This is a genomic window from Polyangium mundeleinium (assembly GCF_028369105.1).
GTDB classification, from domain to species: Bacteria; Myxococcota_A; Polyangia; order Polyangiales; family Polyangiaceae; genus Polyangium; species Polyangium mundeleinium.
The window spans coordinates 8,006,031-8,032,028 of record NZ_JAQNDO010000001.1 but is presented as its reverse complement, the minus strand read 5'-3'; the positions used below and the strand labels follow the sequence as shown (position 1 = coordinate 8,032,028).

Sequence of the window (25,998 nt, the reverse complement as noted above, 5' to 3'; positions counted from 1 at the left end):
GGTGTCGTCACGTGAACGTATGCACGCCCGAGGGGTGGATGAGGACGCCGATGGCCACGAGCTTCACGCCGTCCTCGTCGAGCTTCGCGCCCGCGGCCGTGGACTTGAGGCCCGTCGTGCGGAGGTTCAGGCCCGTGAACGAGATGGCCGTCCCCTTCGCGGAGGCCGTGAGCGCGCCGTAGCTCGATGATTTGCCCGTCGCCGCTGCTTTGAACACGAACATGTTCAGCTTCACCCCGACGAGGTGCAGCTTGAGGAACATGTTGATGTCGAGGCTCGACGCCTGGTGCGTAATCGGGCCCGCCGCGACGTGGATGGTCGCCGCGCCGACGTCCACGGTCTCCGAGCCGCCGATCTCCGTGTCGAAGTTGCCGCCGACGAGCGCGCCGAGCACGGCGCCCGCGTGGATCGTGCGCGCGCCGGCGATGTCCGTCGTCTGGTTGCCGCCGTAGTCCTGGAGGGTGAGCGCACCGACGGTCTGATCACGTGTCGCGCCGTAGCTCTCGGTCCAGTCGGCCGCGAGGCCCGTGGTCCGCGTCGCGCCGTACGTCTCGCCGACGTCGCCGGCGACGTTCTCCTTGAGGGCGCCGCCGACGATGTTCGCGTGGCTCGCGCCGGTCTGCCGCGCCTCGTTGCCGCCGATGATCATGAGCCGGCTGCCGCCGATGATGCGGATTTGGTTCGCCCCGATGTCCTCGGTCTGGTTCGCGCCGACGGAGAGCGTGTCGTTCGCGCCGATCTGGATCGTCTGGTTGCCGCCGATCTCCTCGGTGTTGTTCGCCCCGACGGTCATGAGCGCGTCCGCGCCGACGTTCTCGACGCGCTGGTTGCCCACGTTCGCGAGCATGTCCTTGCCGGCGTTCATGTAGATGCGCTCGCTGCCGGCCGTGTCCTCGAAGGAGATCTCGTTGCGCACGCCGCCGCCGGGCGTGGAGAGCGACCACATCGTGCTGTGCGTCGGCGTCGTCTGCGCGGGGCGGTTCTTGCCGTTGTAGACGCGGCCCGTGACGAAGGGCCTGTCGGGATCACCGTCCTCGAACTCGACGATGACCTCGCTCCCGACACGCGGGTGCCAGATGCCACCCTGGCCGCCGCGCGCGAAGGGTTCGCTCACGCGGACCCACTTGCTCGAAGGCTCCTTGGCGATCCGTTGTTCTTCGGTGTCCCAATGAAAGCGGAGGCGCACGCACCCGATCGAGCTCGATCCGCCGAGGTTCACCTCGGCGCCACGCGCGCTCGGCTCGGCCGTCACGAACGCGGTCTGCGCGCCGAGGATCCGCGGCTTGCGTGTCCTTCGCGCGGGGCGGTAGCGGCTCTCCTGGACGTCGCTCCCGCGGCCCCGGCAGGCGCACTCGATCTCCATGTGGAACGGCTCGGCGGCGCCGCCGCCCGCGTCGACGGAGAGCACGCCTTGCTGATGGCCGACGGCGTGGAGGCGCGTGACGAGGTACTCGCCCTCGTACCGGGCCTTGGGGTGCTCCAGCGTGAAGATTGATCCGGCCGAGAGCACACGCGTGGCGCCCTCGCCGACGGCGAACGAGGCCTCGGTGTGGAGCTCGTCGAGCCGCGCCTCCGCGAGGGGTTGTCCGAGCTCGGCGCTGTCGAAGGAGCCGCCGTGGAAGGTGTACACGGACAGATCCCCCGGCTCGCCCGTGGCCTTCGCGTCGACGTCGAGCGCGGGTTTCTCCCAGTTGTACGCGCCGAGGTGGACCGAGGTCTCGTGCATCCGCGCGCCGAGGCGGAAGGTGCCGATGCCGCGGCCGGGCTTGCCCGGACCAAACACGTCGTCCCCCGGGACGCGGGAGCGGCCGAAATCCTTGTCCGAGAGGACGAGCAGGCTCGCGTCGTCCGTGTGCTCGAAGTGGTAGCTGATGCCTTCCTCTTCGAGCAGCCGCGCCACGAAATCGAGGTCGCTCTCGTTGTACTGAACGACGTACGGGCGCGCCTTCGGATCGTCGAGGCGGCTCGTCTTGGTGCGCCACGTGAAGCGTTCGGCCGCGGCCGTGAACGAGGGCGGGCCGACCGGGGGATCGAGCGAGGCGCCCGAGGTGAGCGTCATGCCCGCGTCGTTGCGGAGCACGCTCTCGAGGATCTGGCGCAACGTCTTGTCGAGGAAGACGCGGCTCCGCGTGCGGTACCGCGCGCGCGCGAGCGGCGGCTCGACGACCACGCGGTAGACCGAGCCCTCGGGGAGGGTGGTCGCGTCCTCGGCCTCGGTGATGAGGCCGTGCACGAGCTTCCACGCGGGCGCCGAGAGCGTCGTGATCCAGAGGCTCGCGCGCTTGCCGATCAGGGCTTCGGGGTCGAGGTCGGTGTCCTTCGCGAGGAGGAGCAGCTCGTAGCGGAAGAGGCGGCTCAGGCCCTCTTCGCCCTCGAAGCGCGCGACGCGCAGGGGCTCGGGCGTCTGGCCTTCTTCCTCCCACGCGAAGACGAAATCGTCGGTGTTCATCGGTGTCCTCGTGCCGCCGCGTGCGCCTTCAAAGCTTGATGATGAGCCCGACCCGCGTCTTGACCCCGTTGTTCTGCATGTGGCCCCCGTCGACCCGCGTGAGCAGGCCGAAGAAGTCCACGTCCGCGCCGACGAACTCCACATTGAGCCCGGCCGCCGCGGCGCTCACGCCCATCGTCGACGACGAGTATCCCGTGGCGCCGAGCGCGATCCCGCCGATCGTCACGTCGAGGCCCGTGAGCGTGTACTTCGCGACGTCGACGTCGCTCCGGTTCGCGTCCTGCGCGCTGTACTTGGGCGCGATGTACACCGCGCCGCCGCCTGTCGAGAGCGTGTGGTCGCCCGTGATCTTCGTCGTGACCGAGCCGGCCACGATGCGGATCGAGGCGGCCGAGACCGTCGTGTCGAGGCTCGCGCACGAGAGATCCCGGTTGCCCCCGACCATCTTGAGGTGCGCGGCCCCGAACGACTGCGTGTGCGCGCCGGTGATCGTCGTGGAGCGGTTGCCGCCGATGCTCTGCGTCTCCGACGCGGCGACGCTCGTCGTGAGCGTGCCGCCGATCTCCTCGGTGACGCTGCCCCCCACGAGCTCGCTGTGGGCCGCGGCGATCGTGATCGCTTGATCCGCGCCGACGAAATGAGCCTCGTTGGCGCCGATGATCGTGGTCGCGTTCGCGCCGATCGTCGTCGAGACGTTGCCGCCGATGAGGGCCGTGTCGTTGCCGCCCACCGTGACCGTCTCGTCGCCGCCGATCGTCACGGCGCAGTTCGCGCCGATGGTCTCGGTGTCGTTCGCGCCGACCTTCATCGCGCTGTTCGCGCCCACGGTCTCGGTGCGCTCGTTCCCGACGTCGGTCTCCATGTCCTTGCCGGCGTTCATGTAGATGCGCTCGGCGCCCGACGTGTCGTCGAAGGTGATCTCGTTGTGCACGGCCCCACCCGGGCTCGCGTTCGACTTCAGCGTGCTGATCGTGGGCGCGCCGCCGTGGTAGGGGCGGTTCTTGCCGTTGTAGACGCGGCCGACGACGAGCGGGCGATCGGGATCTCCCTCCTCGAAGTCGACGATCACCTCCGTGCCCACGCGCGGATGCCAGACGCCGCCCATGCCGCTGCCCGCGAAGGGCTCGCTCACGCGGACCCACGCGCTCGAAGGCTCCTTCGCGAGCCGCGCCTCGTCCGTGTCCCAGTGGAAGCGCAGGCGCACGCAGCCGATCTGGACGCCCGGCGGGCCGCCGAGGTGGATCTCCGCGCTCGGCGCGGAGGGATCGGCGGTGACGAGGGCCGTTTGGGTCCCAACGATGCGCGGTCGTGGCGTGACGCGCGGCGGGCGGAACGCGCTGTCCTCGACCTGGGTGCCCTGCCCGCGGCGCGCGCAGACGAACCGCGCCAGGAAGGGCTCGATCGTGCCGCCGCCCGCGCCGCTCGGGAGGACGCCGGCTTGCTCGGCCACGACCTCCAGCGAGGTGACGAGGTACTCGCCTTCGAGGCGTGGCTTCTTGTGGTCGAGCTCGAAGATCGTCCCGGCGCCGAGGACCCGGAGGTGACCTTCACCCCGCGCGAAGCGGGCCTCCGTCCTGTGTCGTTCGAGCCGCGCCTTCGCGAGCGGGCGGCCCTGGTTCGCCTCGTCCGGGTAGCCGCCCGGGTAGACCACCTCGAAGAGGTCCGCGTCCTTGCCGCCAGCACGCGCGTCCATCGGGAGGCCGGGCTGCTTCCAGTTGTAGTCGCCGAGCGAGACCGCCTCGGGCCGCAGCCGGCCGCCCGTGAAGAACCCGCGGACCTCGCGCCCGTCGATGCCGATGCCGACGAGGTCGGGCTGAAGGCGCGGGCGGCCGGCGTCGCTGTCGGTGAACACGAGCAGGCTCGTCTCCGCGCCGTTCTCGACGTGGTAGGTGATGCCTTCTTCTTCGAGCAGGCGCGAGACGAACGCGAAGTCGCTCTCGTTGTACTGCACGACGAAAGGCCGGACGCGCCGGTTGTCGAGGCGCGAGGTGTCCTCGACGCGCCACGTGAACGCCTCGTCGGCCGGCGCGAAATCGGCGCCGCCGAGATCGGGCGCGGGCGCCTCGGCGCTCGCCTCGTGGACACGCGGATCCCCGAGGAGGACCGACCGAACGATCTCGCGCAAGGTCTTGTCGAGGAAGACGCGGCATTGCCTGCGATGCGCGCCGCGCGCGAAGGGCGGGGCGAGGACGACGCGCAGGGTGCGCCCCTCCGGCAGCCGCGAGATCTCCTCGGCCTCCACGACGAGGCCATGCACGGTCTTGAAGGCCGGGGCCGAGAGCGTGGTGATCCGGAGCGTCGCGCGTTTTCCCACGAGCGACGGGGCCGACGTGACGCCGGCCGGATCGAGCAGGAGGATCTCGTAGCGGTAGAGCGACGAGAGCGCCTCGGTCCCCGTGAAGCGCGCGACCCGCAGGGAGGACCAAGGATCGGCCCCGGCGACCCCCTCGCAAGCGAACGTGTAGTCGAAGCTCGGCATACGTCCTCTTGGTCTCAGGCCTCGACGTTTGGCCCGCCGCCCTGGTTGTCGACGCCCGACGCGACGAGGCCGACGGCGGCGATCTTGAGGATCCCGCCGCACATCCTCTTCTCGAAGCCGTACGCGCTCGGGCTCGCGCCGGCCTTCGACTTGGCGACCCCGGTGACGTCGCGGGTCATCCCGATCGCCTCCAGCGTGATCACGTTGTACGAGGAGGAGGAGCCCTGCGCGTCGAGCTTCGCGCTCTTGATGTCGTCCTCGAACGCCGAGAGCGTGAGGTGTAGCGGGCCCGATCGCGTGATCGAGCCGCCGACCTCGAGCGTCTGCGGGCCCCCGCTCGCCTCGATCTCGACCGCGCCGATCTGCGTCGTGACGTTGCCCGTGACGACGGTCGTGTAGTTGCCGCCGATCATCATGAGCCGCGCGGCGCTCACGTCGAGCGTGTGCGAGGCCGCGCTCTCGTCCACGTTTCCGCCCACCGAGACCTTCATCATCGCGCCGAAGCTCTCGGTCACCGCGCCGCCCACGGTCGTCGCGCGCGAGGCGCCGTACGACTCGCTCACGTCCGCGCCGACGTTTTCCGTGATGCTCCCGCCGACGCCGATCGTCTGCGAGCCGCCGACCATGTTCAGCTCGTTCGCGCCGACGGTGTGGTCATGGTTGCCGCCGATGATCGTGACGGCGTTGCCGCCGATCGTGATCGTCTGGTTGCCGCCGATCGTGAGCGTGTCGTTCGCGCCGACGTTCTCGGTCCGGTTCGCGGCGATCGTCTCGGTGTTGTTCCCGCCGACGGTCATCTTCGCGTTCGAGACCACGCTCTCGCGGCGGAAATTCGCGACGTCGGTCGTCTGATCCTTGCCGGCGAAGGAGTGCAAGAGCTCGCCGCCAGCCGCGTCGCCGAACATGATCTCGTTGTACGTGCCGCCGCCGGGGGTGGAGAGCGACTTCATCGAGCTCTCGTGCCCGCCGCCGCGCGCGGGCAGGTTCGCGCCGTTGTAGACGCGGCCGACGACGACGGGCCGGTCGGGGTCGCCCTCGTCGAAGTCGACGATCACCTCGTCGCCGACACGCGGATGGAACACGGCGCCCTCGCCCGCGCCGGCGAAGATCTGGCTGACGCGCACCCAGAGGCTCGAAGGCTCCTTCGCGAGGCGCGCCGCGTCCGTGTCCCAGCCAAAACGCAGGCGGACGCAGCCCACGCTGAGCCCGTCCGGCCCGCCGACGTTCACCTCGGCCCCGGAGGCGCCGGGATCGGCCGTCACGACGGCGGTCTGCACGCCGCGGATGCGAGGCTTCGGCGTCCGTCGCGCAGGGCGGAACCGCGACGCCGTGGCGGCGCTGCCCACGCCGCGCCGCGCGAGGTCGAAGCGCGCCTCCCAGGGCAGGGCGTCCTCCGCCGCGGGCTGGGCGAGCACGCCTTGTTGTGCCCCGCGCACGTCGAGGCGCGTGACGAGGTATTCACCCTCGTGGTCCGGCTCGTCCGTCGTGAGCTCGAAGATCGAGCCGCCCGAGAGCACCCGGACCACGCCCGCGCCGCCCGCGTAGCTCGCCTCCACGTGATACCGATCGAGCCGCGCGGCCGCGAGGGGCTTGCCCTTGTCGGCGGCGTCGCCGTAGGCGCCGGGATAATGGTACTCGGCGAGATCCCCGTTGCCCGCCTTGGCCGTGATGTCGAGCGTCGGTTTTCGCCAGTCGTGGTCGTCGAGCACGACGCGGGTCGGGCGCAGCCGGCCGCCGAGCCCGAGGTGGCTCACGCTCCGGCCGGGGATCGACGCGCCGAGCTGCGCCGGTTCGAGGCGCGGCCGGCCGGCGTCGTCATCGGTCAGGACGAGCAGGCAGGTCTCGCGGCCGTTCTCGAAGTGGTAGCTGATGCCCTCTTCTTCGAGCAGGCGCGACACGAACGCGAAGTCGCTCTCCTCGTACTGCACGACGAACGGGCGCGCGCGCGGGTCGTCGAGGCGTGAGGTGTCCGTCACGCGCCAGGTGAAGAGCTCGCGGGCGGGCGTGAAGGTGGGCGGGTTGTCGTCGTCCTCGACCTCGGCGCCGCTCCGGTGCTCCACGAGCGGGTCGCCCGTGAGGACGGCCTCGACGATACGTCGGAGGCTTTTGTCGAGGAAGATCCGGCACCGCGTGCGGTGCTGCGCCCGGGCCCAGGGCGGCTCCAGGATCACCCGGAGGAGCGTGCCCTCGGGCAGATCGGAGAGCTCCGAGGCCTCGCGGACGATGCCGTGGACGACCTTGAAGGGGGGATTCGACAACGTGGCGATGCGCAACGTCGCGCGTTTGCCGAGGAGGTCCCGCGGATCGACCTCGGCGGCGCCGCCCTTCGCGAGCAGCGTGATCTCGTAGCGGTACGGCTCGGAGAGGGCTTCGCGGCCGCGGAAACGCGCGACCCGGAGGGCCCCCCAGGCGCCAAAAGGCCCCTCGCCGGGGAGGGTCTCGCATGCGAAGGAAAAATCATCATTGGGCACGCGCGGTTCCCCCTTCCTGGCCGGCGATGTTCACAGGTCACGGCCGGTGGTTCAAGCGGGATGTTTCCCGGATGCACCGAGATTCCATGCGCAGCGTCGGCTGGATCGCTTGATCGCAGCGGGAAATTGCGCTTGGACGAGTATTGTATTGCGGCCACCAACGCACCACATTGCGCGACGACGCGTCGAATGCCCGGGAAGTGCATACCCCGGTTGTTCGTGATGCACGCCCCCGGGGTGCGAAAATCATAGAGATCGTCCCTCGGGCCGGCGTATGTTGGTCCTACCTCCGTGCCTACACAGCACCACGTCGGATGTTTCGGCTCACGCCTCGGCCTGGTCAGCATTGCGGTCGGGGTGTCCTTCGGCCTCGGCGTCGGCTGTACTTGTACGGGCTCGGATCAGGGCTCCGTGGACGCGGGGGCCGCGCCGCCATCGGCCTCTGCCTCCGCGGCCTCGCCCGCGACGTCGGCGGCGCCCGCCACGAACGCCGCGTCGATCGGGCCGCGGCAGGGCAGCGTGCTTTCGCGGGGCGTCGGGGAGGAGGCGCTCTACGTCGCGGACGAGGATCACGGCGTGCTCCGGCGTGTGCCCTTGCCCCTTTCGCAAGGGGGCGCCGGCACGGCCGTGGAGATGCCCGGGCCGCCCGCGCAGGTCGTGACGTTGCCGGGGCGCGTGCTCGTGACCATCCGTGATCCGGGCCTGCTCGTGGAGTTCCGCGCCGAGCCGAGCGCCCAGCTCGTCGAGGTATCTCGCGTAAAGCTCCCGGCCGACGCCTGGGGGCTCGCGGTGACGGCGGATCAATCGCTCGCGATCGTGACGAGCGCCTGGCCGCACAAGGTCAGCGCCGTCGATCTGCGCAGCCACGAGGTCCGGTGGACGGTCGACGTCGCGCGCGAGCCGCGGGGCATCGCCCTCCGGAAGGATGGGCAATCCGCCTACATTTCGCATCTCACCGGCGCGCCGCTGACCCGGATCGACGAGCTCGGCGGCAGCACACCCACGATCCGGCGCGTCGAGTTGCCTGCGTCGCCGCTGCGCACGCCCGTGGGAAGGGCGCTGAACGCGGCGCTCGGGTATGCGGTCACGTTGTCCCCGGACGAGAGCCTGCTGTTCGCGCCGCGGCACGCGCTCGGCGCATTGGGGGAGATTGCGTGGTTCGGGGCGGCGACGGTGGACGTGCTCGTGACGGGCGCGGACAAGGGCCTCGCGCCGCTGCATCGGGATCACACCACGCTGGTGCGGGCGGAAGGGGAGGGGCCGGCGCCCGAGCTGCAAATCCCCGGCACGAGCCTCGCGGTGTTCACGCAGCCGCGCGCCGTCGTCTACCGGCGTAGCTCGGATACGCTGCTCGTCGCGGGGGAAGGCGACGATCGGCTCGTGGAGGTCGACGCGCTCGCGGTCGATCCGACGCTCGCCGTCGTCGCCACCTATGACGTGGGCAGCGAGCGAGATCCCGCGCTGGGGATCGCGAATCGAGGCGGGGCGCCCGCGGGGGTGGTGCTTTCGGAGGACGAGGCGACAGCATTCGTCTTTTGCGGCGCGACGTACGACCTCGTGTCCATTCCGCTCGCGCCGCGCGCGCCACGTGGCGCCTTCAGCAACGAAAAGGCGCCCGCCCCGACGTTCGTCCGTGTCGCCGAAGATCCGATCGGCGGCGACGCGGCGATCGGCCGGCGGCTCTTCTACAATGCGACGGATCGCCTGATGAGCGGGGGACTCGGCTGCGCGGGCTGCCATCCGGAGGGGCGCGACGACGGGCACGTGTGGCACGAGGCGAAGTTCAATACCGAGGACGGGACGAACGTGAATTTCGTCGGCACGGCCGAGAACGTGCCCGAGACCGATCGGACCCGCGGCATACCGCGCCGGACGCCGATGCTCGCGGGTCGCGTGAGCTCACCCGGGCCCTATGGCTGGGTGGGCGAGAGCCCCGACCTCGTGTCACGGCTGCGCGGAGGTTTTGGCCTGCACCGGTGGGGCGGCGTGCCTAAGCACGAGCCACAAAACCTCGACGCGCGCGCCTTGCGCATCGCCACCTTCGTGCGGGCCGGCCTGAAGCCGCCGCCGCGCGAAAAGCGCACGCTCGACGCGGTCGAGCAGCGCGGCAAGGAAGTCTTCATGAACGACGCCGTGCAATGCGCGCGTTGCCACGTCCCCGGGACGGAGTACACGGATCGTTCGGTCTATCCGCTGCCGAAGCTCGCGCGCCGGCCCGATTTCGACGAATTGAAGACCGGCGAGCTGCGCGTGCCGTCGCTCCTTTATCTCGAAGGCCGGGCGCCGTTCCTGCACGACGGGAGCGCGGCGAACCTCGACGAGCTGGTCGCGAAGAACAACGATCGCATGGGCAAGACGAACCAACTTTCGAAGGAAGATCGCGACGCGCTCGCGGCATTCTTGCGTACGTTATGAGAGCCTTCCCGTTTCCCCTCCTCGCGCTCGTCGCGGCGGCGACGGCGTCCTCCCCGGCCCCGGCGCAAGCTCCGCCCGGCGGAGCCGCCTCGGCGGCGGCGCCCGGGGAACCTGTCCCGCTCGACGTGGATCCGCCGGGCAACGAAAAGACGAAGTCGCCCACATTCGAAGAATGGTCGAAGGCGACGAAGGTCCGATTGACGCGCACGGGGCCGGCCGCGGCGCCTTGCACGGCATACCGGGTGCGCGAGTGGCTCAAGGTGCGCTGTCTCGGGACGAAGCCACATGCGATGGTCGTTCTCGGCGGGGATGCCGCCGAGGTTTCGTTCTGGATCGATCGCGACGAGCGGCAAGGCGGCGAGGTGCAGTTCCCGATGCGGCGAGGCGATCGGCGCGTGGTGCAGATCTGGACCGGCGGGGTCGACGCGGCGGGCGTCTTCAAGCCCAAGCCCTCGCTGATCCTCCAAGAGCATTGGCTGGAAGATCGCGCGTCACCCACCGTGACGGCGATGTAAAAATGGGGTTCGGGGCGAAGGACGCGGAGGCAAAATGATGTCGGTGAGACGATGGACGAACGCATTGCACGGGGCGCACGCAGGGGCGGTGGCGATGGCCCCGTTCGCGTGGGTGACCGCGTGTCTCTTGGCCTCCGTGAGCGCATGCGGCGGCGCGAGTGAGCCGCCCCCCGCGGGGCCCACGAACGTGGCAGGAGGCGAGACCAAACCCGCCGCGCCCGCCGCGACGCCCGCAGCCACAGCCGAGCCCGCGCCGAGCGCGGCCGCGACCGCAGCCGCACCGGAGACGACGGCGGCCCCCGTCGCGAGCGCAGCGCCGCAGCCAACCGTCGCGGCCACGCCGGCGCCAGCGAGCGTGCCGGACACCGGCGGATGCCCGACCGGGATGGTCCGCATCAAGGGAGGCTCCTTCAAGCTCGCCGCAATCAAGGCGCAGGTGACCGTGAAGGACTATTGCCTCGACGTGAACCTGACGACGGCAGACCAATATGCGTCGTGCGTGCAATCGAAGAAGTGCAACGACGGAGCGGCCAAGGTCTGCGATCCCTCGACCTACGGCGCCGAAGGGAAAGGCAACCTGCCGATGGTCTGCGTCGATTTCGTGCAAGCGACCGACTACTGCAAAGCGCAAAACAAGCGTCTTCCCAGCGGCGAAGAATGGGAATGGGCAGCACGCGGCGGTCCAGAAGGATGGACGTACCCCTGGGGGAACGAGCCGCCCGCGGAGCAGCTCTGCTGGTCCGGAAAGACGAAGCGAAACGAACCCTGTCCGATCGGAAGCTTCCCAGCCGGCGCAAACCCACAAGGGGTGCTCGATCTCGCAGGCAACATCTTCCAATGGACGACGACAGGCAACGACGTCGTAAGCTCAGCCCGCTTCGGCCGCGGCGGGAGCTGGCGCGACAGCGGCGACGAGGTCAAAGCAGGAAAGACGGCCGTCTTCAAGACAACGTATCGCTGCGGCTACCTCGGCATCCGCTGCGCAACCAGCGCGCCGTGAGGTCGTGGTCCACAGCGTAGCCGCCGGGGCGCTGCCCCGGACCCCGCGGGGGCTGTCCGCCCCTCGACCCGGACCAGGCACGGCCTGGACCGAAGGTGGAAGAACTGCGCGGTGCGCAGTTCTTCCAACGGGCCCGTGGCAAGACCATGGGGGCGTCTCAAGTTGGCGACGGGCGCGCTGCCGGTTGAATCTGCAGCGCTGCCGTGTTGGCTGGCAGGGTCGTTGGGGGTCTTGACCCTGGCTGTTCGATGAACTGCGCGGAGCGCAGTTCATCGACCCCGCGTCCAGCGCTTGCGCTGGTCCGGGTCCCGGGGCGGACAGCCCCGGGTGGGGCCTGGGGCAACGCCCCAGCGAGACGCCCCCAACCAGATTGCCTCCTGCGGCGCCGCAACGCGGCCCCTGTCCGCGCGCCCGGCGACCTTGGGCGTCGTGAGCCGCCGCTCCTCGGGCGCGTCCTCCGCCCTGCGGCGCCGCGGGCGGCCCTCCGCGCTCACCCGCACCCGATGGAAGGCGCCGCAGCTCGAACACCTTGCTGCAGAGACGTCGACCTGCGGCGCTGCAAGTCTCCCTCCGCGAGGCCGTCTCCCATTCCACGGCGCGGCAGGTCCCCGAGCGCGCTCTGCGCCCCCCATTCTGGCGCGCCGCAGGCCGTTGCGCCGGGGCGCTGCCCCGGACCCCGCGGGGGCTGTCCGCCCCTCGACCCGGACCAGGCACGGCCTGGACCGGGGATGGAAGAACTGCGCGGTGCGCAGTTCTTCCAACGGGCCGGTGGCAAGACCATGGAGGGGGGTCTCAACCTGGCGACGTGTGCGTTGCCAGGTGAACCCGCAGCGCCGCGGTCTCTGTTGGCAAGGTCGTCATCGGTCTTGCCAGCGGCTGTTCGATGAACTGCGCGGAGCGCAGTTCATCGACCCCGAGTCCAGCGCTTGCGCTGGTCCGGGTCCAGGGGCGGATAGCCCCGGTGGGGCCTGGGGCAAAGCCCCAGCTCCGCGCCTTGCTGTGAGAACCACCCTCGGAACCACCTCAAAGCCCTGCGTCGTGCTCCTCGCGCGCGAAACGCTTGAGCTCGCGGAGGACCCATCGGGCTGTCTCCTCGGCGCCTACGCCATCGAAATGCAGACCATCGGGGCGGATGGGGTGGCCGTTGCTGTCGACCCGGCATGCGGGCGTTGGGCAGACGTGACCCATCAAATCGAGCATGGGCCATCTGCGCTTCTGGGCGGCCCGTTCGAGCATCTCGTTGAAGCAATCGACGCGGGCTGGGACGTTTCCGTGACGCCAGTCCTTGATGGGATAAGGGACACGCGTCAGCACGATGCGGCCTGCGTTTGTGCCCATTCCGTCGGCGAGATTGAAGATGCGCTTCTCGTAGGAGGCTTGCCAGGCTGGGTCGCAGGCCTTTTCGTTGAAGAAGGCGCCGCCCATGACGATGAGTGTCAGGTCGGGGTGGAGCTCGGCGACGTCCTGCGCCCAGTGCTCCGAGCAGCTCGTGCCTCGCACGGGTTTGCCCTTCTCCATGCGCGTCTTGGCTTCGAAGATGGAACAATCGCCGACGCCGCGAAGGGCGACGAATGTCTCCGCTTCTTCTTGCCGATAGCGGAGCGCCATGCCGAGGAAGTTTGACACCGAGTCGCCGATGACGAGAAGACGCAGCGTGCCTGGCCGGAGTGCCTCGCGGGGCGGGAGTGCGGCGGTTGGCACGGAGAAGGGGGTGGGGTAGGAAAGCGGCGGCGGCGCTGCGACGGGGGCCGGGGCGGGTGGCGGCGGGACGGGTGGGATGGGTGCGGGGGCGGGGGCCGGGGGCCGCCGGAGGAGGAAAAATGCCATTGCGGCGAGCCCGAGCAAGAACCCGAGCCCGAGCAAGAGTCTTTCGCGCCTGCGCACTGAAGAGGGCCCCCGCTTCGCCATCACGGCACGTACGACAGCGGCCCTTCTCGTTCGAGCAGGAAATAACTTGGCGTGTTCACGCGGGCGAGGCCGAGATCGAGGTACGTCCAGCCGAGCAGGCGATCCACGCGCCCCTCGTCGAGCGACACGAGCGGATCACGCCCCAGGCGAATCGGATCGAACCGAGGATTCTCGCGGGCACGGTTGTAATCGATCACCAGGCCGTGCCGCGCGGCTACGGGCATGTCGTAGGCGCGCCCGTCGCCCACCTCGTAAAATCCGAAACAGCGCGGTTTGCCTTTCGCGTCGCGCATGGGCTCGCGGGGGCCGTCGAGCCCCGCCTGCTGCATGCGGACGTTCCAGCCGCGCAGCGCGCCCGTCTTCGGATCGCGGTGGAAGGTCTTGCGGAAGGTGAGCCACGTGATCGCGACGATCGGCGCGGGGAGCCCGAGCGAGACGCCGCGGTATTCGCTGCCGTCGAGCGCGCTCGGATCGATCGGGTGGCCACGCTCCAGCAGGGAACGAAGCTCGGTGTGCGAGAGCTTGAGGAAATCTTCCGTATTCATGCCATCCCCCCTTCGTATTGGTACGCCCCGAGATCGATTTCGCCGCGCAGGAGCGCTGGAATGGCCTCCTCCCAGGTGGCGGGCATTCGCGCGCACCAGCGCAGGTAGCCGGTGAACGAGGTGTCGGGATCGTCGGCCTCGTGCGGCGCGAGGCGCACGCCGTGCGCGAGCGCGTGCTCCACGGCCGCGAGCAGGTTCTCGTGGTAGCCCTCGAACACCACGAGATCCCGCAGCCATTCGGCGCGTGGATCCTCGCCGTTCACCACGCGCCGCACCCGCTCGCCGAGCTCTTCGAGGGCGCCGGGGTGGATGCCGAGGAGCTCGAGGTCGTAGGCGAACTGGTTCGCGTCGTGGTGCGCGCCGAGCAGGTGGCGCAAGACGCGCTCGCGCGAGCTCGCGAGGCCGGAGAAATCGAGCGGCGCGATCGCGCGCTCCCGCACGAGGAACGGGAAGCGGAGCGGGCGGTATGCGAGCAGGCGCGCGCGGAGCGTGGGGCGGACGTGATGGTCCGTGCACGTGCCGATGGTCTCGGGCCGCGTGGCGAGGCGCACCCACATGCGAATCACGCCGAGCGAGATCTGCACGAGGTTCGGCGCGCGCGGCACGAGGCCGGATTCTTCCACGCGTGCGAGGTTTTCGGCGATGCGCCGTGGAAACAAGAGCAGCGCGCCGGTCCACAACGGGTCGTTTCTCACGTTTGCCTCCCTGGCTCGCGTCCTTAACACCTTGACGACGCAGAGGACACCGGTATCGTCGCGCCGTGCGATCGTCCTGGATGGCATCGAGCGGCTGTGCCCTCGTGATGTGCGTGCTCGGGTGTGGGGCTTCCGAGCAGCACGCCGCCCCGGCTCCTTCCGCGCCGACGACGTTGTCGAACCTGCCCGACCGTCTGAGCCGCACGAAGGGGGCCATCGAGGGGGGCGTCCCTGGCGCCACGCGCGAGGACGCGCCGATATGCGCGCGGTTCGACGTGAAGGCGAGCATCGAATCCGGGGCGCGCCACATCCGTTACGAGCTTCGCGTGCGCCGCGCCGCGGGCGGCGACATCGAGTTCCAGGTGTTCCCCCGGGAGATGGATCCGGCGCCCCACGCGGCGTCGCCGGCGTCGTACCCGTCGGAGCTCGCGAAGATCGTCTCGATGCGGGGCACGGCGCGCCAATCGGAGAGCGCGGGGATTCTGGACGTGGTGCTCGCCGCGGAGCCGATGCGCACCGAGCTTTTGCTGGAGCAGGCCTTCGAAACCGACGCGCCGGACGCGCTCCTGCACCTCGCCCTCCCGGGCGGCCTCCCGCGTCCCGGCGAGGGATGGGCGTGGGAGAAGGACGAGCCGAAACAAACACGCCCGATCTTCATTCAAGGAGAGCCGACGTCGTTGGTCGCGGAGAGGAGGCCTGCGCGGACCCTCCGGTGGCGTGGCATCACCCCGGCGCGAAAGGCTGCGGGAATCGAGGTGAAGATCGACTGGACGTCGAGCGCGCCGAAGCAAACGTGGGCCGGGGCCACCCTCGAAGGGTGGGACGATATTGGCACCGATGAAGGTCGTTATGGGGCGGACGGGTTCGTCGAAACGCTCCGCACGACCTGGGCCTCGACGATCACCTACGCTGTGGCCGGCCAGCGCAGGGTCGAAAAGATCCAAGACGAGCGGTCGATCACCCGTATCGGATCTTGCCCCTGACCGTGCAGCCGCGTTTCCTCTTCCTCACCGGCGAGCCCGCCGTCACGCTGCCACTCCTGAAAGAGCGGCCCGCCTGGGCCCCCGTGCTCTCCGCGATCTCTTTCGACGTGATCGCCGGCCGCCTGCACCGCCGGCGGAGCGCCACCGACGATTTCCACGGCGTCGTTTATTTCGCCGACGTCCGCGACAAGGACGTCGAGCAGCACAACCTGCGTGTCCTCGCTGAAAACAACATTCCCTGCTGGCCCGATCCCGCGGCCTTGCAGGCCGCTTCCCAGCGTCACGCGGCGCTCGGCCGTTGCGTCGCCGCGGGGCTCGTCGAGCACCCCGTCGTGCAATCTCGATTCACCCGCGAGCCGCTCCTGCCGTTCCCCTACGTGCTCAAGATCGGCGAGGAGCATCGAGGGGAGGGCAAGCATCTCATCCGGTCGGCGCGTGACATCCCGCCCTGGGACGGGATTGCGACGGCGGAGCCGTTTTTCGAGGGCGAATCGGTGCGCGTGCTCGTCCTCGGCGATCGCGCGTTCGGCGTGCGAATCCAGAATGAGGGCACGTGGATCAAGAACGCGCCCGGCGCTTCGTTCGAGGCGTGGGCGCCGGACGAGGCCATCGTCACGCACGCGCGCCGGGCGGCCCGGCTCTTCGGGCTCACGGTCGCCGGGATCGATTACGTGATCGATCACGATGGCCCCCATTTCATCGAGCTGAATCCATTTCCGCGCGTCGGCCTCTCCAGCGAGAGCGCCGCCGTCGCGCGGGAGATCTTCCGCGGCGTGATGGACGCCGTCGAGGCGTCGGCGCGCGCGACCGGACGAATCGGCTGAGGCAACCAAGCGCGCGGCGTCGGCTTGCCCTTACGGCATAATGGGCTATGCTCCCTTGAGGAGGATGCGATGCGACACGTGCTTTTCGCCTTGTTCGATAACGAAAAAGACGCCGAGACGTGCATGCATGTGGTGCGTGCATTGCCCGGGCTCTCCGAGGCGTGCACCGTGCTTTTGCACCACGACAAGGTGAACCGACTCGACGTGCCGCTCGCCGAGACGGGCGCGCGGGAAGGCGTCACCACCGGCGCGCTCGTCGGCTCGGCGGCGGGCGGCCTCCTCAGCGGGCTCGTGCTCGGGCCGCTCGGCTTCATCGCGGCGGGGCCGCTCACCGCGGCGCTGTTCGGCATGCTCGGCGGCGGCGCGGCCGGGGCGCTCGGCGGCGGGCTCGCCGGCGCGGCCGAGCCCGATCCGGTGCTCCAGGACGTCGAGCGGGAGGTCAAGGCCGGCAAGGTGCTCCTCACGGTCGAGGTCGAGAACACGACCCAGGCCGACGACGTCGAGCGGATCTGCCTCGCCCACCAGGGGTACATCGCGCGCAAGCCCGTCTTCGGCTTCTGGAGCCACCGGCTGCGCCGCGACGACGCGGCCTGAGAGGGTGTTCCACCATGCGCCTGCGCATCGACCGCGTCGCGGTCGATGCACCAAAGGTCCAGGGCTGGCCCTGGTCCGGGTCGAGGGGCGGACAGCCCCTCGTCGGGTCCGGGGTGAAACCCCGGCGCTACGCTGTGGAACACCCTCTGAAAAGCCCCTCGATCGCCGGCTCGGGTGGTGCCTCTGCCCTGGACGTGCTAGGTCGCGCGGCCCTCTTTCCCCCGAACTGCGCCATGGCCCTCAAAGTCGCGATCGTCGGTCTGCCGAACGTCGGCAAGTCCACCCTCTTCAACGCTCTGACCCAGACGGCGGCCGCGCAGGCTGCCAACTACCCGTTCTGCACCATCGAGCCGAACGTCGGCGACGTGGCCGTGCCCGAGCCGCGGCTCGACAAGCTGGCGGCGCTCGCCAGCTCGAAGGAGATCATCCCGGCCCGCATCAACTTCGTCGACGTCGCGGGCCTCGTGCGCGGCGCGTCCAAGGGCGAGGGCCTGGGCAACCAGTTCCTGGCCAACATCCGCGACTGCGACGCCGTCGCCTTCGTCGCCCGGTGCTTCCAGAACGACGACGTCACGCACGTCGAGGGGCGCGTCGACCCGCTCGCCGATCTCGACATCATCGAGACCGAGCTGATGCTGGCGGACATCGACAGCCTGGAGAAACGCATCCCCAACCTGGAGAAGCGGATCCGCGGCGGAGACAAGGAGGGCGCGAGCACGCTCCGCCTGCTCAAGCTCGCGCTGGAGCAGCTCCACGCGGGCCGGCCTGCGTTCACGGCGAAGGTGGAAGCCGACGATCAGAAGGCCTGGCGCATGCTCCAGCTCCTGACCGCGAAGCCCGCGCTGTACGTGTGCAACGTGGAAGAGGCCGCGGCGGGGGCGGGCAACGCCCTGTCGTCGAAGGTGGCCGAGCGCGCGGCGAAGGACGGCGCGAAGTCCGTGGTGATCTCGGCGCAGATCGAGGCGGAGATCGCCCAGCTCGGCGCCGCCGAGCGCGCGGAGTTCCTGGAGACCTTGGGGCTCGCGGAGCCCGGCCTGAATCGCCTCATCCGCGAGGCGTACGCGCTGCTCGGGCTCCAGACGTATTTCACGGTCGGCCCGAAGGAGGCGCGCGCCTGGACGATCCCGATCGGCGCGACCGCGCCGCAGTCCGCGGGCGAGATCCACACGGATTTCGAGAAGGGCTTCATCTGCGCCGAGACCATCGCCTACGAAGATTTCGTCAAGTTCGGCGGTGAGAGCGGCGCGGCGCAGGCCGGCAAGTTGCGCAAGGAAGGGAAGGCGTACGTCGTCAAGGACGGCGACGTGATGCATTTCCACTTCAACGTCTGAAAAAAAACGCTTCCGCCTCCACGCCCACCTCCACCAAAGCGCACGACGACGCCCCAGCCAGGGGACACCGTGGACGTGCGCATTATGTTTCGGTCGAGCGGGCTCGCCGGTGTGGCTCCCGCTCGAAGGGGGAGGTGTGCCATGAAGCGTGGACTCGCATGTGTCTTGGCGGCGATTTCGCTGTTGTTCGTGCTGCCCGCGTCCGCGGCGGAGGACGTGGAGGAAAACGCTGATCTCGCGGAGGAGGAGTTGAACGCGCAACCGGCGCGGCGGATCTGCAATCAGCCCATCGTGTCGGGCCCGTGCCGCGCGGCCTTCCGCCGGTTTGCCTTCAATCGGGCCGTCGGCCGGTGCGTGCCGTTCGTCTACGGCGGCTGCCAGGGGAACAGGAACAACTTCGAGTCCCTGCGCGCCTGCCAGCGCGTCTGCACCCGCGGCTTCCGGCGGTAATACCGAGGCGCGGGGGTTGTTCCGGACCCCCGCGCCTTCGCGCCGAGTGTTACTTCGGCCCGTCCAGCGTGCAGAACCCGTTCAGGCAGATGAGCTCGGGGTCGCAGCAATCGGCCGCCGTCGTGCACTTGTCGCCCTCGTTCGAGCACATGCCGTTCGGGGGCGTGTCGCCGCAGACGAGGGCGCCGCTGCCCATCGGATCGGGGGAGCAGTAGCCGTTGCAGCATTGGTCCCCGGACTCGCAGCCGGCGCCGTCGGCGCGGCAGGGCTCCTGCACCCAGAAGCCACGCGCATTGCCGGCGAGCAGCTCCTGCGCGGGCAGGTAAAACGCCGGGTGGCTCCCGTCCACGCCCGCCGGCGCGTTGAGATCCACGGCGGCGACCCAGAGCTTCTTCGGCGTGATGTTCGTGAAGAGGTTCACGCCGCGCGGATCGCTGCAGAACGGCGGGATCGCGGCGACGTTGCCGTACATGCGGCGGCTCGTGAAGACGACCCAGGCATACCCACCCGACCCGATCGGGTTCACCGTCGGCTCGTAGTTCAGGTTCACGTCGTCGCCGTGGTCCGCATTCATGCCGCCGACCTGCGCGCCGTCACCCGTGCAGGTCATCGCCATGGGCTGCGCGAGCTTCGGCAGGTACACGTTGCCCGCGTCCTTGCCATTGAGCTGGTCGAGCGGCACGGGCGCGGCGCCGTCTTCGCGCACCATCGCGATGTACGCCTTGGCGCCCTTCCGCGTGCGCAGATCCCCGAGGTTGTTGCCGTCGACGCCCGCCGTGATCTGCTGGTGATACACGACGGCCTTGCCGTCCGGGAAAAACGCCGCCCAGCCGGGCCGCGTCTCCGCAGGTTGTCCCGTGTTGTCGACGACGACGAAGGGGTTCGAGAAGGCGTTCGTCGCCGGATCGAAATCCATCAAGACGAGCTTTTGCTTCGCATTCGCGAGGGACCCCGCCATCGGATTGAACACGACGCGCTTGCCGTCCGGCGAGAACGAGGGCGTGCCGACGTCCGTGGCGGTTGTCGTGAGCCCCGTGCTCGGCACGATCGCACCGTTCGCGAGCGAGACGAGCGTCGCCCCGGTCGTGAGCGCCAGCGCGCCGTCCGGCGTGATGCCCGGGAACGAGCTTCCATTCGGGAGCGATTTCTCCGTCACCATGTTCGGCGCGATATCGTAGGCCCACCGCGTGCCGCCGCCGTTCGCCGTGGCCACGAGGCGCGAGCCGTCCGCCGCGACCGAATGGCAGACGCGGCACGCGGACTCCGGACCGCTCTGGCCCGCCGTGAGCTTGGGCGCCGTGTCGCCGACCTTGATCGAGAGCACCGCGCCGCCGAACATGCCGTCGCCGCCGATGGCGCCGCCCAGGTTTTTCGCGAGCTTCGTCCCATACGAGATGTAATAAATGGCGCCCGAGAGCCGCCCCGGCGCCACGGTCCACGTCTCCGTGATCGGGCCATACGCGACCTCGCCCTTCGCCACCGTGAGGCGCACGACGAGCTGATCGGGCGTGCCGTCGAGCGTCTTTCCGCCGGCCGTATTCGTGGCCATGGCCCAGACGTCCTGCGGGATCGGGTGACGAATGAACGGGCGCCCCGTCTGCGCGAGGATCTGCGGCTTGCCGAACGTGCCTTTCCACGAGAACGAGCCGCTCGTGGTCGCGAGATCGATCTTGATGGCGTCGACGTCGCCGAGCGTCGATTCCCACTGGAGCAGCGGCGCGGTCATGCCGCGCGGCCAGACCGTGCGGTCATACGGATAGAGGAATTTCAGCCCCTCGGCCTGCCCATTGCCGCTCGGCGTGTCGAGCGCGCCGAGCACGACGGGGTTGTCGACGCCGACGCCGAGGCCCTCGCCGCCGACACCACCGACGCCGCCGCCCTCCGTGAGCTGCGGGATCGTCGTGGCGATCTGCCCCTGCTGCGCGGGGTTGCTCGGGTCCGCTCCATTTTGCTGCGATGTGAGCTTGACCAGGAGGTTCCGCTCGACGACCTGCCCGTTGAGGCCGGCGCGGACGCGGACGACGCCGCCGGCCGTGCCCTTGGGCGTGAACGTCGCCGTGTTCGCGGGGCCCGCCGGGACGCTGCCGATCTCGCCGCGATCGACGCTCCAGCCCGCGCTGATGGGGTTTCCGTCGAGGTACGAGGTGTACGTGACCGTCGGGGTGTTTTGACCCGCAACGACCGTGATCTCCTGCGGCGCGCTCGGCAGGACGTCGAAGCCCTGCGTCTGCGTACCGCCGCTGCCGCCGCTGCCCGACGAGGTGCTGACGAAGATATCGCCGCCGTCCCCGCCGATGCCGCCGTTCCCCCCGCTGTTCGAGCCTCCCGCGCCCCCCGTGCCGCTCGACGTGTTGCCCCCGGGTAACCCGGTGGAGCCTCCGCCCCCGCACGCAGCCGCGAGGACCGCCGTGCCGAGGGCCGATACGAGTACAAATCCAAGGCGAGATCGTTGCAACATAAAGGCAATGCTACAGGGGAGGGGAACGAGGTCGCAAGGGTGAAGGTCGAGGGCGCGCGCGGCACAGCCTTTGCCAAAGCGCGGCTGTATGGGCCACCAATCCTTCATTCTTGGCTTCTCGACCATGATCCTCGTGTCAGGGTGCCAGTTCTCGGCGCCCGGCGAACGAGCGCTCCTCAATGAATCGACGTGGAGGCCGGGGAAGGAAGAAGCCCTTCCTCGTTGACGATGGTGAAGTCCGTCAAGGGAGGCGCGGCGCCCGCCGAAAAGGCGTCGGCCGAGGCGTTCGTCGGCCTCACGCCCGGCGAGCGCGCGCGTCGCTGAGCGCAAGGGAATGGGTGCGTCCCGGCCCGGGCCTCAAGGCATGGCCGGGACGACCGCGCAATGCCCCGCCACGCAATCGGCCTTCCATTCCGAGGGATGAATCGGAGCACATTCCGGGCAGCCCATCTGCGGCGCGCAGGCGAGATCGTACATCGCCTGGAGGGAGCTCGACGCGACCGCGACGAGGTCGGGCACGCCCCCGGCGCAAGGCTCGCAGCAGTTCATGCCGAACCGCAACGTGCAATCGGCGGCGGTCGTGCACGCGCTGAATGCGTGCGTCGCGACGTCGGCCTCCGCGCAGCTCCCGGCCTCGCAATAGGCGAAGAGGCCCGGGTTCGGCGCGCCCGCGCAGGCGGGGCAGGCCGAGGGCTCGGGGCAAACGAAGGTGTTGTATTCGTCGACGCGATCGACGTGCACCGGCTCGACGTCCGCGAGCGTGGGCTCGCTGCACGGGCCGCAACAGCTATTCTTGACGACGGTACACTGGCCGGGCCCGGTGCAGGCGCCGAAATTCAGAGCGCCGCCCCCGCCGCCCCCGCCGTCGCCGCCGCTCCCGCCGCCGCCCGCGCCGCCGTTTCCGCCGTCGACCTGGCTCCCGCACGCCATCGGCAGCGCGGCCACGAGGAAGGCTGAAACCAGAACAATTCCCCAATTCGATCGAGGTCGAAGCATGCGGGCCAGCCTACGAACGCGCGCTTGCCCGAGGCAAGGGAGAAGTGCGCGGGGATGTCCTTCCTGGATCCGCCTGGGGCCCCCGTCGTGGTAGGATGCCGGATCCCGGCGCGCGGGCTCGACCGGCGGCCGAGGAGAGGGTAGTCCTCGTTCTGGCATGAAGCAGGGGCATCAGCAGCAGCGGTACCGCGTCCTCGATCGGCTCGCGTCCGGCGGCATGGCCGAGGTGTTCCTCGCGGAGAGCGCGGGGATCGAGGGATTCAAGAAGCGGGTGGCGATCAAGCGCGTCTTGCCCCACCTGTCCGAGAAGAAGCGCTTCATCGCGATGTTCCTCGACGAGGCGCGCCTCTCGGCGAACCTCACGCATTCGAATGTCGCCCAGGTATTCGACATCGGCGTCGGCGATAACGCGTACTTCATCGTGATGGAGTACGTCGACGGCTCGGACCTGAAGGCCGTCATCGAATACATCCGCAAGATGAAGCGGCCCTTCCCGGTGGAAGTCGCCGTCTACATCGCCGAGAGGATCTGCGACGGCCTCGCCTACGCGCACGAGGCGAAAAACCCCGAGGGCCAGCCACTCCGCATCGTGCACCGCGACGTCTCGCCCGCGAACGTGCTCCTCACGAAATACGGAGAGATCAAGATCGTCGATTTCGGGCTCGCCAAAGCGACGAGCCAGCTCGAGAAGAGCGAGCCCGGCATCGTGAAAGGAAAGTTCGGCTACCTCTCGCCCGAGGTGACCCAAGGGCTCGAGGTCGACGTGCGCACGGACGTGTTCGCGGTGGGGATCATCCTGTGGGAGATCCTCGCGCAAAAGCGGTTGTTTCACGGCGAAAACGATCTGAAGACGGTGATGCTGGTCCGCGAGGCCGTCGTGCCGCCGCTCGCGCCGCTCAACAAGGACGTGCCGCCGGAGCTCGAGACGATCATCAACCGCGCGCTCGCCCGTGATCCGGAGAAGCGCTACCAGAGCGCGCGCGAGCTCGGCCGCGCCCTGAACGGTTTTCTGTTCAAGTTCGGCAAGCCCGTCGGCGCGCACGACGTCGCCGAGCTCGTGAGCGGGGTCGTCGCGCTGCGTAAAAACACGGCGCAGGAAAAAGACACGACGCTGCACAAGCTGATCGAGGCCGCGCTGCTCGAGTTCAACTCGCTGCAAGACGAGCCGCGCCCCGGCGCGCCGAGGGAGAAGTCGAAGCCCGAGATTGCCGAGCCGCCGCCGCCCGAGGAGCGGGTGCGTGGGCGGGTGTCGCACTTCGAGGACATCGGCAAATGGGCCGAGGAAATGGAGCTCGCGCCGCAGAGCAGCGAGGCGCGTTCGGCGCGGCTCGGTCCCGCGTCGGCGACGAGCGAGCGTGGTCCGGAGAGCAAGCCAGTCCCGAGCAAGCCAGCCGAGGGCACCGTCGCCGAGAGCAAGGCCGCCGAGAGCAAGGCTGCCGAGAGCAAGGCTGCCGAGAGCCTGCCCACCGAGAGCCTGCCAGCCGAGACGGTCAAGGCGACGCCGCAAGCCAAGGCCGACGAGAGCGCGCCGATCGAGAGCCTGCCGGCCGAGACGGTCAAGGCAACGCCACAAGCCAAGGCGGACGAGGGCGCGGTCGTTAGCGAGCCGGCCGAGACGGTCAAGGAGACGCCGCAAGCCAAGGCGGAGGAAGGCGACGTCGAGAGCGCGCCGGTCGCGACGAGGACGCCGTCGCCCAAGAAGGACAAGGACGCGGGCAAGAGCGGCAAGGCCGGGAAGGCAGGCGCGAAGGGGAAGAAGCGCGCCGATGCGAAGCTCAGCCAGGAGAGCACCGCCGCGGTCGCGAAGAAGAAGAGCATCACGAAGCCCGCCGAGGTCGCCGGCAGCAGCAACGTGATGTGGCTCTACGTCGGCGCCGCGCTCCTCCTGCTCGCGGCCAGCGCGTACTACGGCGGGTTGTTCGGGCCCTGAGCGCGCTTGGCCGGGCCCCGGGTCTTCGGCCGCGCGCGGCCCGGAGCCTGGGCGCCCTGCCAGCGGATCGGCGGGACCTCGACGGCCACGCTCATCCGCTGGTCGCCGCGCCAGACCTCACCCGTGATCACCTTCGCGTCGTGTCGGAGCGCGCCCGCGACCGCGCCCACGACGATGCCGACCGAGGTCGCCGGCGCGCCGCCGATGCGCGTGAGCACGTCCCCGTCACGTAACCCCGCGCCGAAGCCGCCGACGCCCTGAAGCGCGATCCCCGCGGGTCTCGGTCCACTTGCGGGCACGGGCACACCCGAGGGGACGACGCCGCTCTGCACCGCCCGCGCAACGATCTCGGCGCGCACGTGAATGCCGCCGCGCAGCGCAGGCGTTCGCGCGGACGAACCTTTCCGTGCCGGAGCGAGCGTCTCGCGCGGGGGCTCGGCGGGTGTTTGCAGCACGTCGAGCCCGGGCACGTGCGGGAGGTCGAGGCCGAGATCGAGGGAGGCAGGGTCGTGCGCGCGCGTGTTGTCCTCGCCCGCGTGTCGCCAGGCGAACGCGCGAGCGAGCACGTCAGCGAGGCGCGCGCCGAGGGAAGAGGCGCCGCGGTCGATGAGCGCGCGTGTGGCGAAAGGGAGGGTGACGAGCGGAAGGACGATCAGGAGCGCGGCGAGCAAGCGAACGAGGCTCGTTCGCCGCTCACCGCGGACGTGCGAGGAAGAGAGCTGTTCAGCTCCCTTCCTCGTCGTCATCCTCGTCATCATCCTCTTCTTCGTCGAGCTGCTCCTCGAGCTTGCGGAGCGCCTCGTCCTGCTCGCTGAGGGCCGGCGCGGTGCGGCCCTCCTGGATGGCCTTCTGCCGGGCCTTCTCGGCGGCGGCGCGGGCCTGCGCGACCTTCTGCATGACGGCCGGCTTCGGCGCCATGAGCAGGGTCATCGTGCGTTGCTCCATGACGGGACGCACCTCGACGTTCGCCTGCTCCTCGCACTGCTGCACGATCCAGTCGAGTTGCTCCTGCGCCTTCTCGGGGTGCGTGATCTCGCGACCGCGGAAGCGCACGGTGAACTTGACCTTGTGGCCGGCCTCGATGAAGCGCAGCGCAGCGCGCGTCTTGAACTGCAGGTCGTGATCGTCCGTCTTCGGGCGGAGCTTGATTTCCTTGATCTCGACCACGCTCTGCTTGCGCTTCGCCTCGCGTGCTTTTTTCTTCTCGTCGTACTTGTACTTGCCGAAGTCGAGGATCTTGCAGACGGGCGGGTCGGCCTTGGGATTGACCTCCACCAGATCGAGGCCTCGCTCCTGGGCGCGCCGCAGGGCCTCGTGGGTCGGCATGATGCCGAGCATCTCGCCCTCTTCCCCGATGACCCGGATCTCCGGAACCCGGATTCGCTGGTTGATTCGGATCTGAGGTCCTCGCTGGGCCTGCCGAGGGTCGAAGCGTCGCATGCTCATGTGTGGTCTCGCTGTCTCCTTGCTTGTGATCTACTGACAATCCACGGTCGGCCCCGTTCGCCCGTCAGGATGACGGGAGCAGGGCCTCCACAATCTCGCCCGGATGGTCCGCGTTATCAACGGGCGCAAGCTGCCTCCGCGCCCGAAGTCACGCCCGGCGCTCGTTCTCCGCCGGGGAAGGCCGGTCGGAAGGGCGCTCGCGCGGGCTTCACGAGGACGAGGGCCCGGGGACGCAGGGGCTCGGCGGTTCGGGGCCTCACGCCACGCGCGTGCGTTCTCCGCGTGACGTGCGCGGACTACGTGTTCTCCACGCGCAGGGACCGCGGGCGTCGCGTGCACGACGGAGACCCCGTGCACGACGCGCGCCGTTCGCCCGGCGTGCATCACGTGTCCAGCCATCCGGACGATCCGGACGTCGTCGACGTCCTTGCTGACCCCAAAGGTCCTCACGAGGACGGGCAGGCGGCATCCGCCATGAGGCGGGAACCTGCAGAAAGGTCCTCGTAACG

At 69.6% G+C, this 25,998-nt stretch carries 19 protein-coding genes; 9 read left to right on the top strand and 10 right to left on the bottom strand.

The annotated features are described in order from the left end of the window. Nucleotides 1–7: 7 nt before the first annotated feature. Genes POL67_RS31960 through POL67_RS53795 form a run of 3 tightly spaced genes read right to left on the bottom strand, consistent with a single transcriptional unit; the run spans nucleotide 8 to nucleotide 7,399 of the window. On the bottom strand, nucleotides 8–2,449 hold the full coding sequence (locus POL67_RS31960) for a type VI secretion system Vgr family protein (protein WP_271924046.1): 2,442 nt from the start codon (nucleotides 2,447–2,449) through the stop codon (nucleotides 8–10). 28 nt (nucleotides 2,450–2,477) lie between these two features. Then, a complete protein-coding gene (locus tag POL67_RS31955; RefSeq protein ID WP_271924043.1) occupies nucleotides 2,478–4,928 on the bottom strand; it encodes a type VI secretion system Vgr family protein in 2,451 nt (816 codons plus the stop codon). A 14-nt stretch (nucleotides 4,929–4,942) separates the two neighbouring features. Further along, a complete protein-coding gene (locus POL67_RS53795) occupies nucleotides 4,943–7,399 on the bottom strand; it encodes a type VI secretion system Vgr family protein (RefSeq protein ID WP_271924041.1) in 2,457 nt (818 codons plus the stop codon). 291 nt (nucleotides 7,400–7,690) lie between these two features. Here POL67_RS53795 and POL67_RS31945 point away from each other — a divergent pair, with 291 nt between their 5' ends. From POL67_RS31945 to POL67_RS31935, 3 genes are read left to right on the top strand one after another with little or no spacing between them, the layout of a single operon-like run. Further along, nucleotides 7,691–9,814 carry a hypothetical protein gene (locus tag POL67_RS31945; protein WP_271924039.1) on the top strand — a complete coding sequence of 708 codons (2,124 nt, stop codon included), beginning with the start codon at nucleotides 7,691–7,693 and terminating at the stop codon, nucleotides 9,812–9,814. Further along, nucleotides 9,811–10,329 (top strand): hypothetical protein, encoded by a 519-nt coding sequence (locus POL67_RS31940; protein ID WP_271924037.1) that lies wholly within the window; start codon nucleotides 9,811–9,813, stop codon nucleotides 10,327–10,329. The genes POL67_RS31945 and POL67_RS31940 overlap by 4 nt, the downstream gene beginning before the upstream one ends. 43 nt (nucleotides 10,330–10,372) lie before the next feature. Beyond that, nucleotides 10,373–11,329, top strand: a complete 957-nt coding sequence (locus POL67_RS31935; protein ID WP_271924035.1) for a formylglycine-generating enzyme family protein — start codon at nucleotides 10,373–10,375, stop codon at nucleotides 11,327–11,329. A 1,023-nt stretch (nucleotides 11,330–12,352) separates the two neighbouring features. On the opposite strand, the gene POL67_RS31930 is transcribed toward POL67_RS31935, so the two are convergent. The 3 genes from POL67_RS31930 to POL67_RS31920 all read right to left on the bottom strand — a co-directional run bounded on the left by POL67_RS31930 (nucleotide 12,353) and on the right by POL67_RS31920 (nucleotide 14,477). Continuing rightward, nucleotides 12,353–12,955 (bottom strand): SGNH/GDSL hydrolase family protein, encoded by a 603-nt coding sequence (locus tag POL67_RS31930; RefSeq protein WP_271924033.1) that lies wholly within the window; start codon nucleotides 12,953–12,955, stop codon nucleotides 12,353–12,355. A gap of 281 nt (nucleotides 12,956–13,236) precedes the next feature. Beyond that, nucleotides 13,237–13,782, bottom strand: a complete 546-nt coding sequence (locus tag POL67_RS31925) for a hypothetical protein (RefSeq protein WP_271924031.1) — start codon at nucleotides 13,780–13,782, stop codon at nucleotides 13,237–13,239. After that, nucleotides 13,779–14,477, bottom strand: a complete 699-nt coding sequence (locus POL67_RS31920; protein WP_271924029.1) for a hypothetical protein — start codon at nucleotides 14,475–14,477, stop codon at nucleotides 13,779–13,781. Before POL67_RS31920 ends, POL67_RS31925 begins: the two co-directional genes overlap by 4 nt. Nucleotides 14,478–14,542: 65 nt before the next feature. Here POL67_RS31920 and POL67_RS31915 point away from each other — a divergent pair, with 65 nt between their 5' ends. The 5 genes from POL67_RS31915 (at nucleotide 14,543) to POL67_RS31895 (ending at nucleotide 18,659) form a co-directional block, all read left to right on the top strand. Continuing rightward, nucleotides 14,543–15,460 (top strand): hypothetical protein, encoded by a 918-nt coding sequence (locus POL67_RS31915; RefSeq protein ID WP_271924026.1) that lies wholly within the window; start codon nucleotides 14,543–14,545, stop codon nucleotides 15,458–15,460. 2 nt (nucleotides 15,461–15,462) lie between these two features. Further along, entirely contained in the window at nucleotides 15,463–16,284 is an 822-nt protein-coding gene (locus POL67_RS31910; RefSeq protein ID WP_271924023.1) for an ATP-grasp domain-containing protein, read from the top strand. Between the two features lie 69 nt (nucleotides 16,285–16,353). Beyond that, nucleotides 16,354–16,878 carry a hypothetical protein gene (locus tag POL67_RS31905; RefSeq protein ID WP_271924021.1) on the top strand — a complete coding sequence of 175 codons (525 nt, stop codon included), beginning with the start codon at nucleotides 16,354–16,356 and terminating at the stop codon, nucleotides 16,876–16,878. Between the two features lie 233 nt (nucleotides 16,879–17,111). Then, on the top strand, nucleotides 17,112–18,209 hold the full coding sequence (gene ychF / locus POL67_RS31900; protein WP_271924019.1) for a redox-regulated ATPase YchF: 1,098 nt from the start codon (nucleotides 17,112–17,114) through the stop codon (nucleotides 18,207–18,209). A 141-nt stretch (nucleotides 18,210–18,350) separates the two neighbouring features. After that, complete coding sequence (locus POL67_RS31895) at nucleotides 18,351–18,659, top strand: BPTI/Kunitz domain-containing protein (RefSeq protein WP_271924017.1); 309 nt, start codon at nucleotides 18,351–18,353, stop codon at nucleotides 18,657–18,659. A 49-nt stretch (nucleotides 18,660–18,708) separates the two neighbouring features. Here POL67_RS31895 and POL67_RS31890 read toward each other — a convergent pair whose 3' ends face one another. Continuing rightward, on the bottom strand, nucleotides 18,709–21,117 hold the full coding sequence (locus tag POL67_RS31890; protein WP_271924015.1) for a TolB family protein: 2,409 nt from the start codon (nucleotides 21,115–21,117) through the stop codon (nucleotides 18,709–18,711). Nucleotides 21,118–21,474: 357 nt separating this feature from the next. Next, a complete protein-coding gene (locus POL67_RS31885) occupies nucleotides 21,475–22,113 on the bottom strand; it encodes a hypothetical protein (RefSeq protein ID WP_271924013.1) in 639 nt (212 codons plus the stop codon). A gap of 157 nt (nucleotides 22,114–22,270) precedes the next feature. Here POL67_RS31885 and POL67_RS31880 point away from each other — a divergent pair, with 157 nt between their 5' ends. After that, nucleotides 22,271–24,043, top strand: a complete 1,773-nt coding sequence (locus POL67_RS31880; RefSeq protein ID WP_271924011.1) for a serine/threonine protein kinase — start codon at nucleotides 22,271–22,273, stop codon at nucleotides 24,041–24,043. Here POL67_RS31880 and POL67_RS31875 read toward each other — a convergent pair. Continuing rightward, on the bottom strand, nucleotides 24,019–24,789 hold the full coding sequence (locus POL67_RS31875) for a hypothetical protein (RefSeq protein WP_271924009.1): 771 nt from the start codon (nucleotides 24,787–24,789) through the stop codon (nucleotides 24,019–24,021). The genes POL67_RS31880 and POL67_RS31875 overlap by 25 nt on opposite strands. Continuing rightward, nucleotides 24,767–25,489: a translation initiation factor IF-3 gene (gene infC / locus POL67_RS31870; RefSeq protein WP_271924006.1), complete on the bottom strand. Its 723-nt coding sequence runs from the start codon at nucleotides 25,487–25,489 to the stop codon at nucleotides 24,767–24,769. The genes POL67_RS31875 and infC overlap by 23 nt, the downstream gene beginning before the upstream one ends. Between the last annotated feature and the right edge of the window lie 509 nt (nucleotides 25,490–25,998).

What these genes read in the sequence shown, in the direction of transcription:
- POL67_RS31890 (WP_271924015.1), bottom strand. Translation starts at nt 21,117, where the DNA reads ATGTTGCAACGATCTCGCCTTGGATTTGTACTCGTATCGGCCCTCGGC.
- POL67_RS31905 (WP_271924021.1), top strand. Translation starts at nt 16,354, where the DNA reads ATGCGACACGTGCTTTTCGCCTTGTTCGATAACGAAAAAGACGCCGAG.
- POL67_RS31940 (WP_271924037.1), top strand. Translation starts at nt 9,811, where the DNA reads ATGAGAGCCTTCCCGTTTCCCCTCCTCGCGCTCGTCGCGGCGGCGACG.
- infC (WP_271924006.1), bottom strand. Translation starts at nt 25,489, where the DNA reads ATGAGCATGCGACGCTTCGACCCTCGGCAGGCCCAGCGAGGACCTCAG.
- POL67_RS31955 (WP_271924043.1), bottom strand. Translation starts at nt 4,928, where the DNA reads ATGCCGAGCTTCGACTACACGTTCGCTTGCGAGGGGGTCGCCGGGGCC.
- POL67_RS31880 (WP_271924011.1), top strand. Translation starts at nt 22,271, where the DNA reads ATGAAGCAGGGGCATCAGCAGCAGCGGTACCGCGTCCTCGATCGGCTC.
- POL67_RS31925 (WP_271924031.1), bottom strand. Translation starts at nt 13,782, where the DNA reads ATGAATACGGAAGATTTCCTCAAGCTCTCGCACACCGAGCTTCGTTCC.
- ychF (WP_271924019.1), top strand. Translation starts at nt 17,112, where the DNA reads ATGGCCCTCAAAGTCGCGATCGTCGGTCTGCCGAACGTCGGCAAGTCC.
- POL67_RS31875 (WP_271924009.1), bottom strand. Translation starts at nt 24,789, where the DNA reads ATGACGACGAGGAAGGGAGCTGAACAGCTCTCTTCCTCGCACGTCCGC.
- POL67_RS31885 (WP_271924013.1), bottom strand. Translation starts at nt 22,113, where the DNA reads ATGCTTCGACCTCGATCGAATTGGGGAATTGTTCTGGTTTCAGCCTTC.
- POL67_RS31895 (WP_271924017.1), top strand. Translation starts at nt 18,351, where the DNA reads ATGAAGCGTGGACTCGCATGTGTCTTGGCGGCGATTTCGCTGTTGTTC.
- POL67_RS31960 (WP_271924046.1), bottom strand. Translation starts at nt 2,449, where the DNA reads ATGAACACCGACGATTTCGTCTTCGCGTGGGAGGAAGAAGGCCAGACG.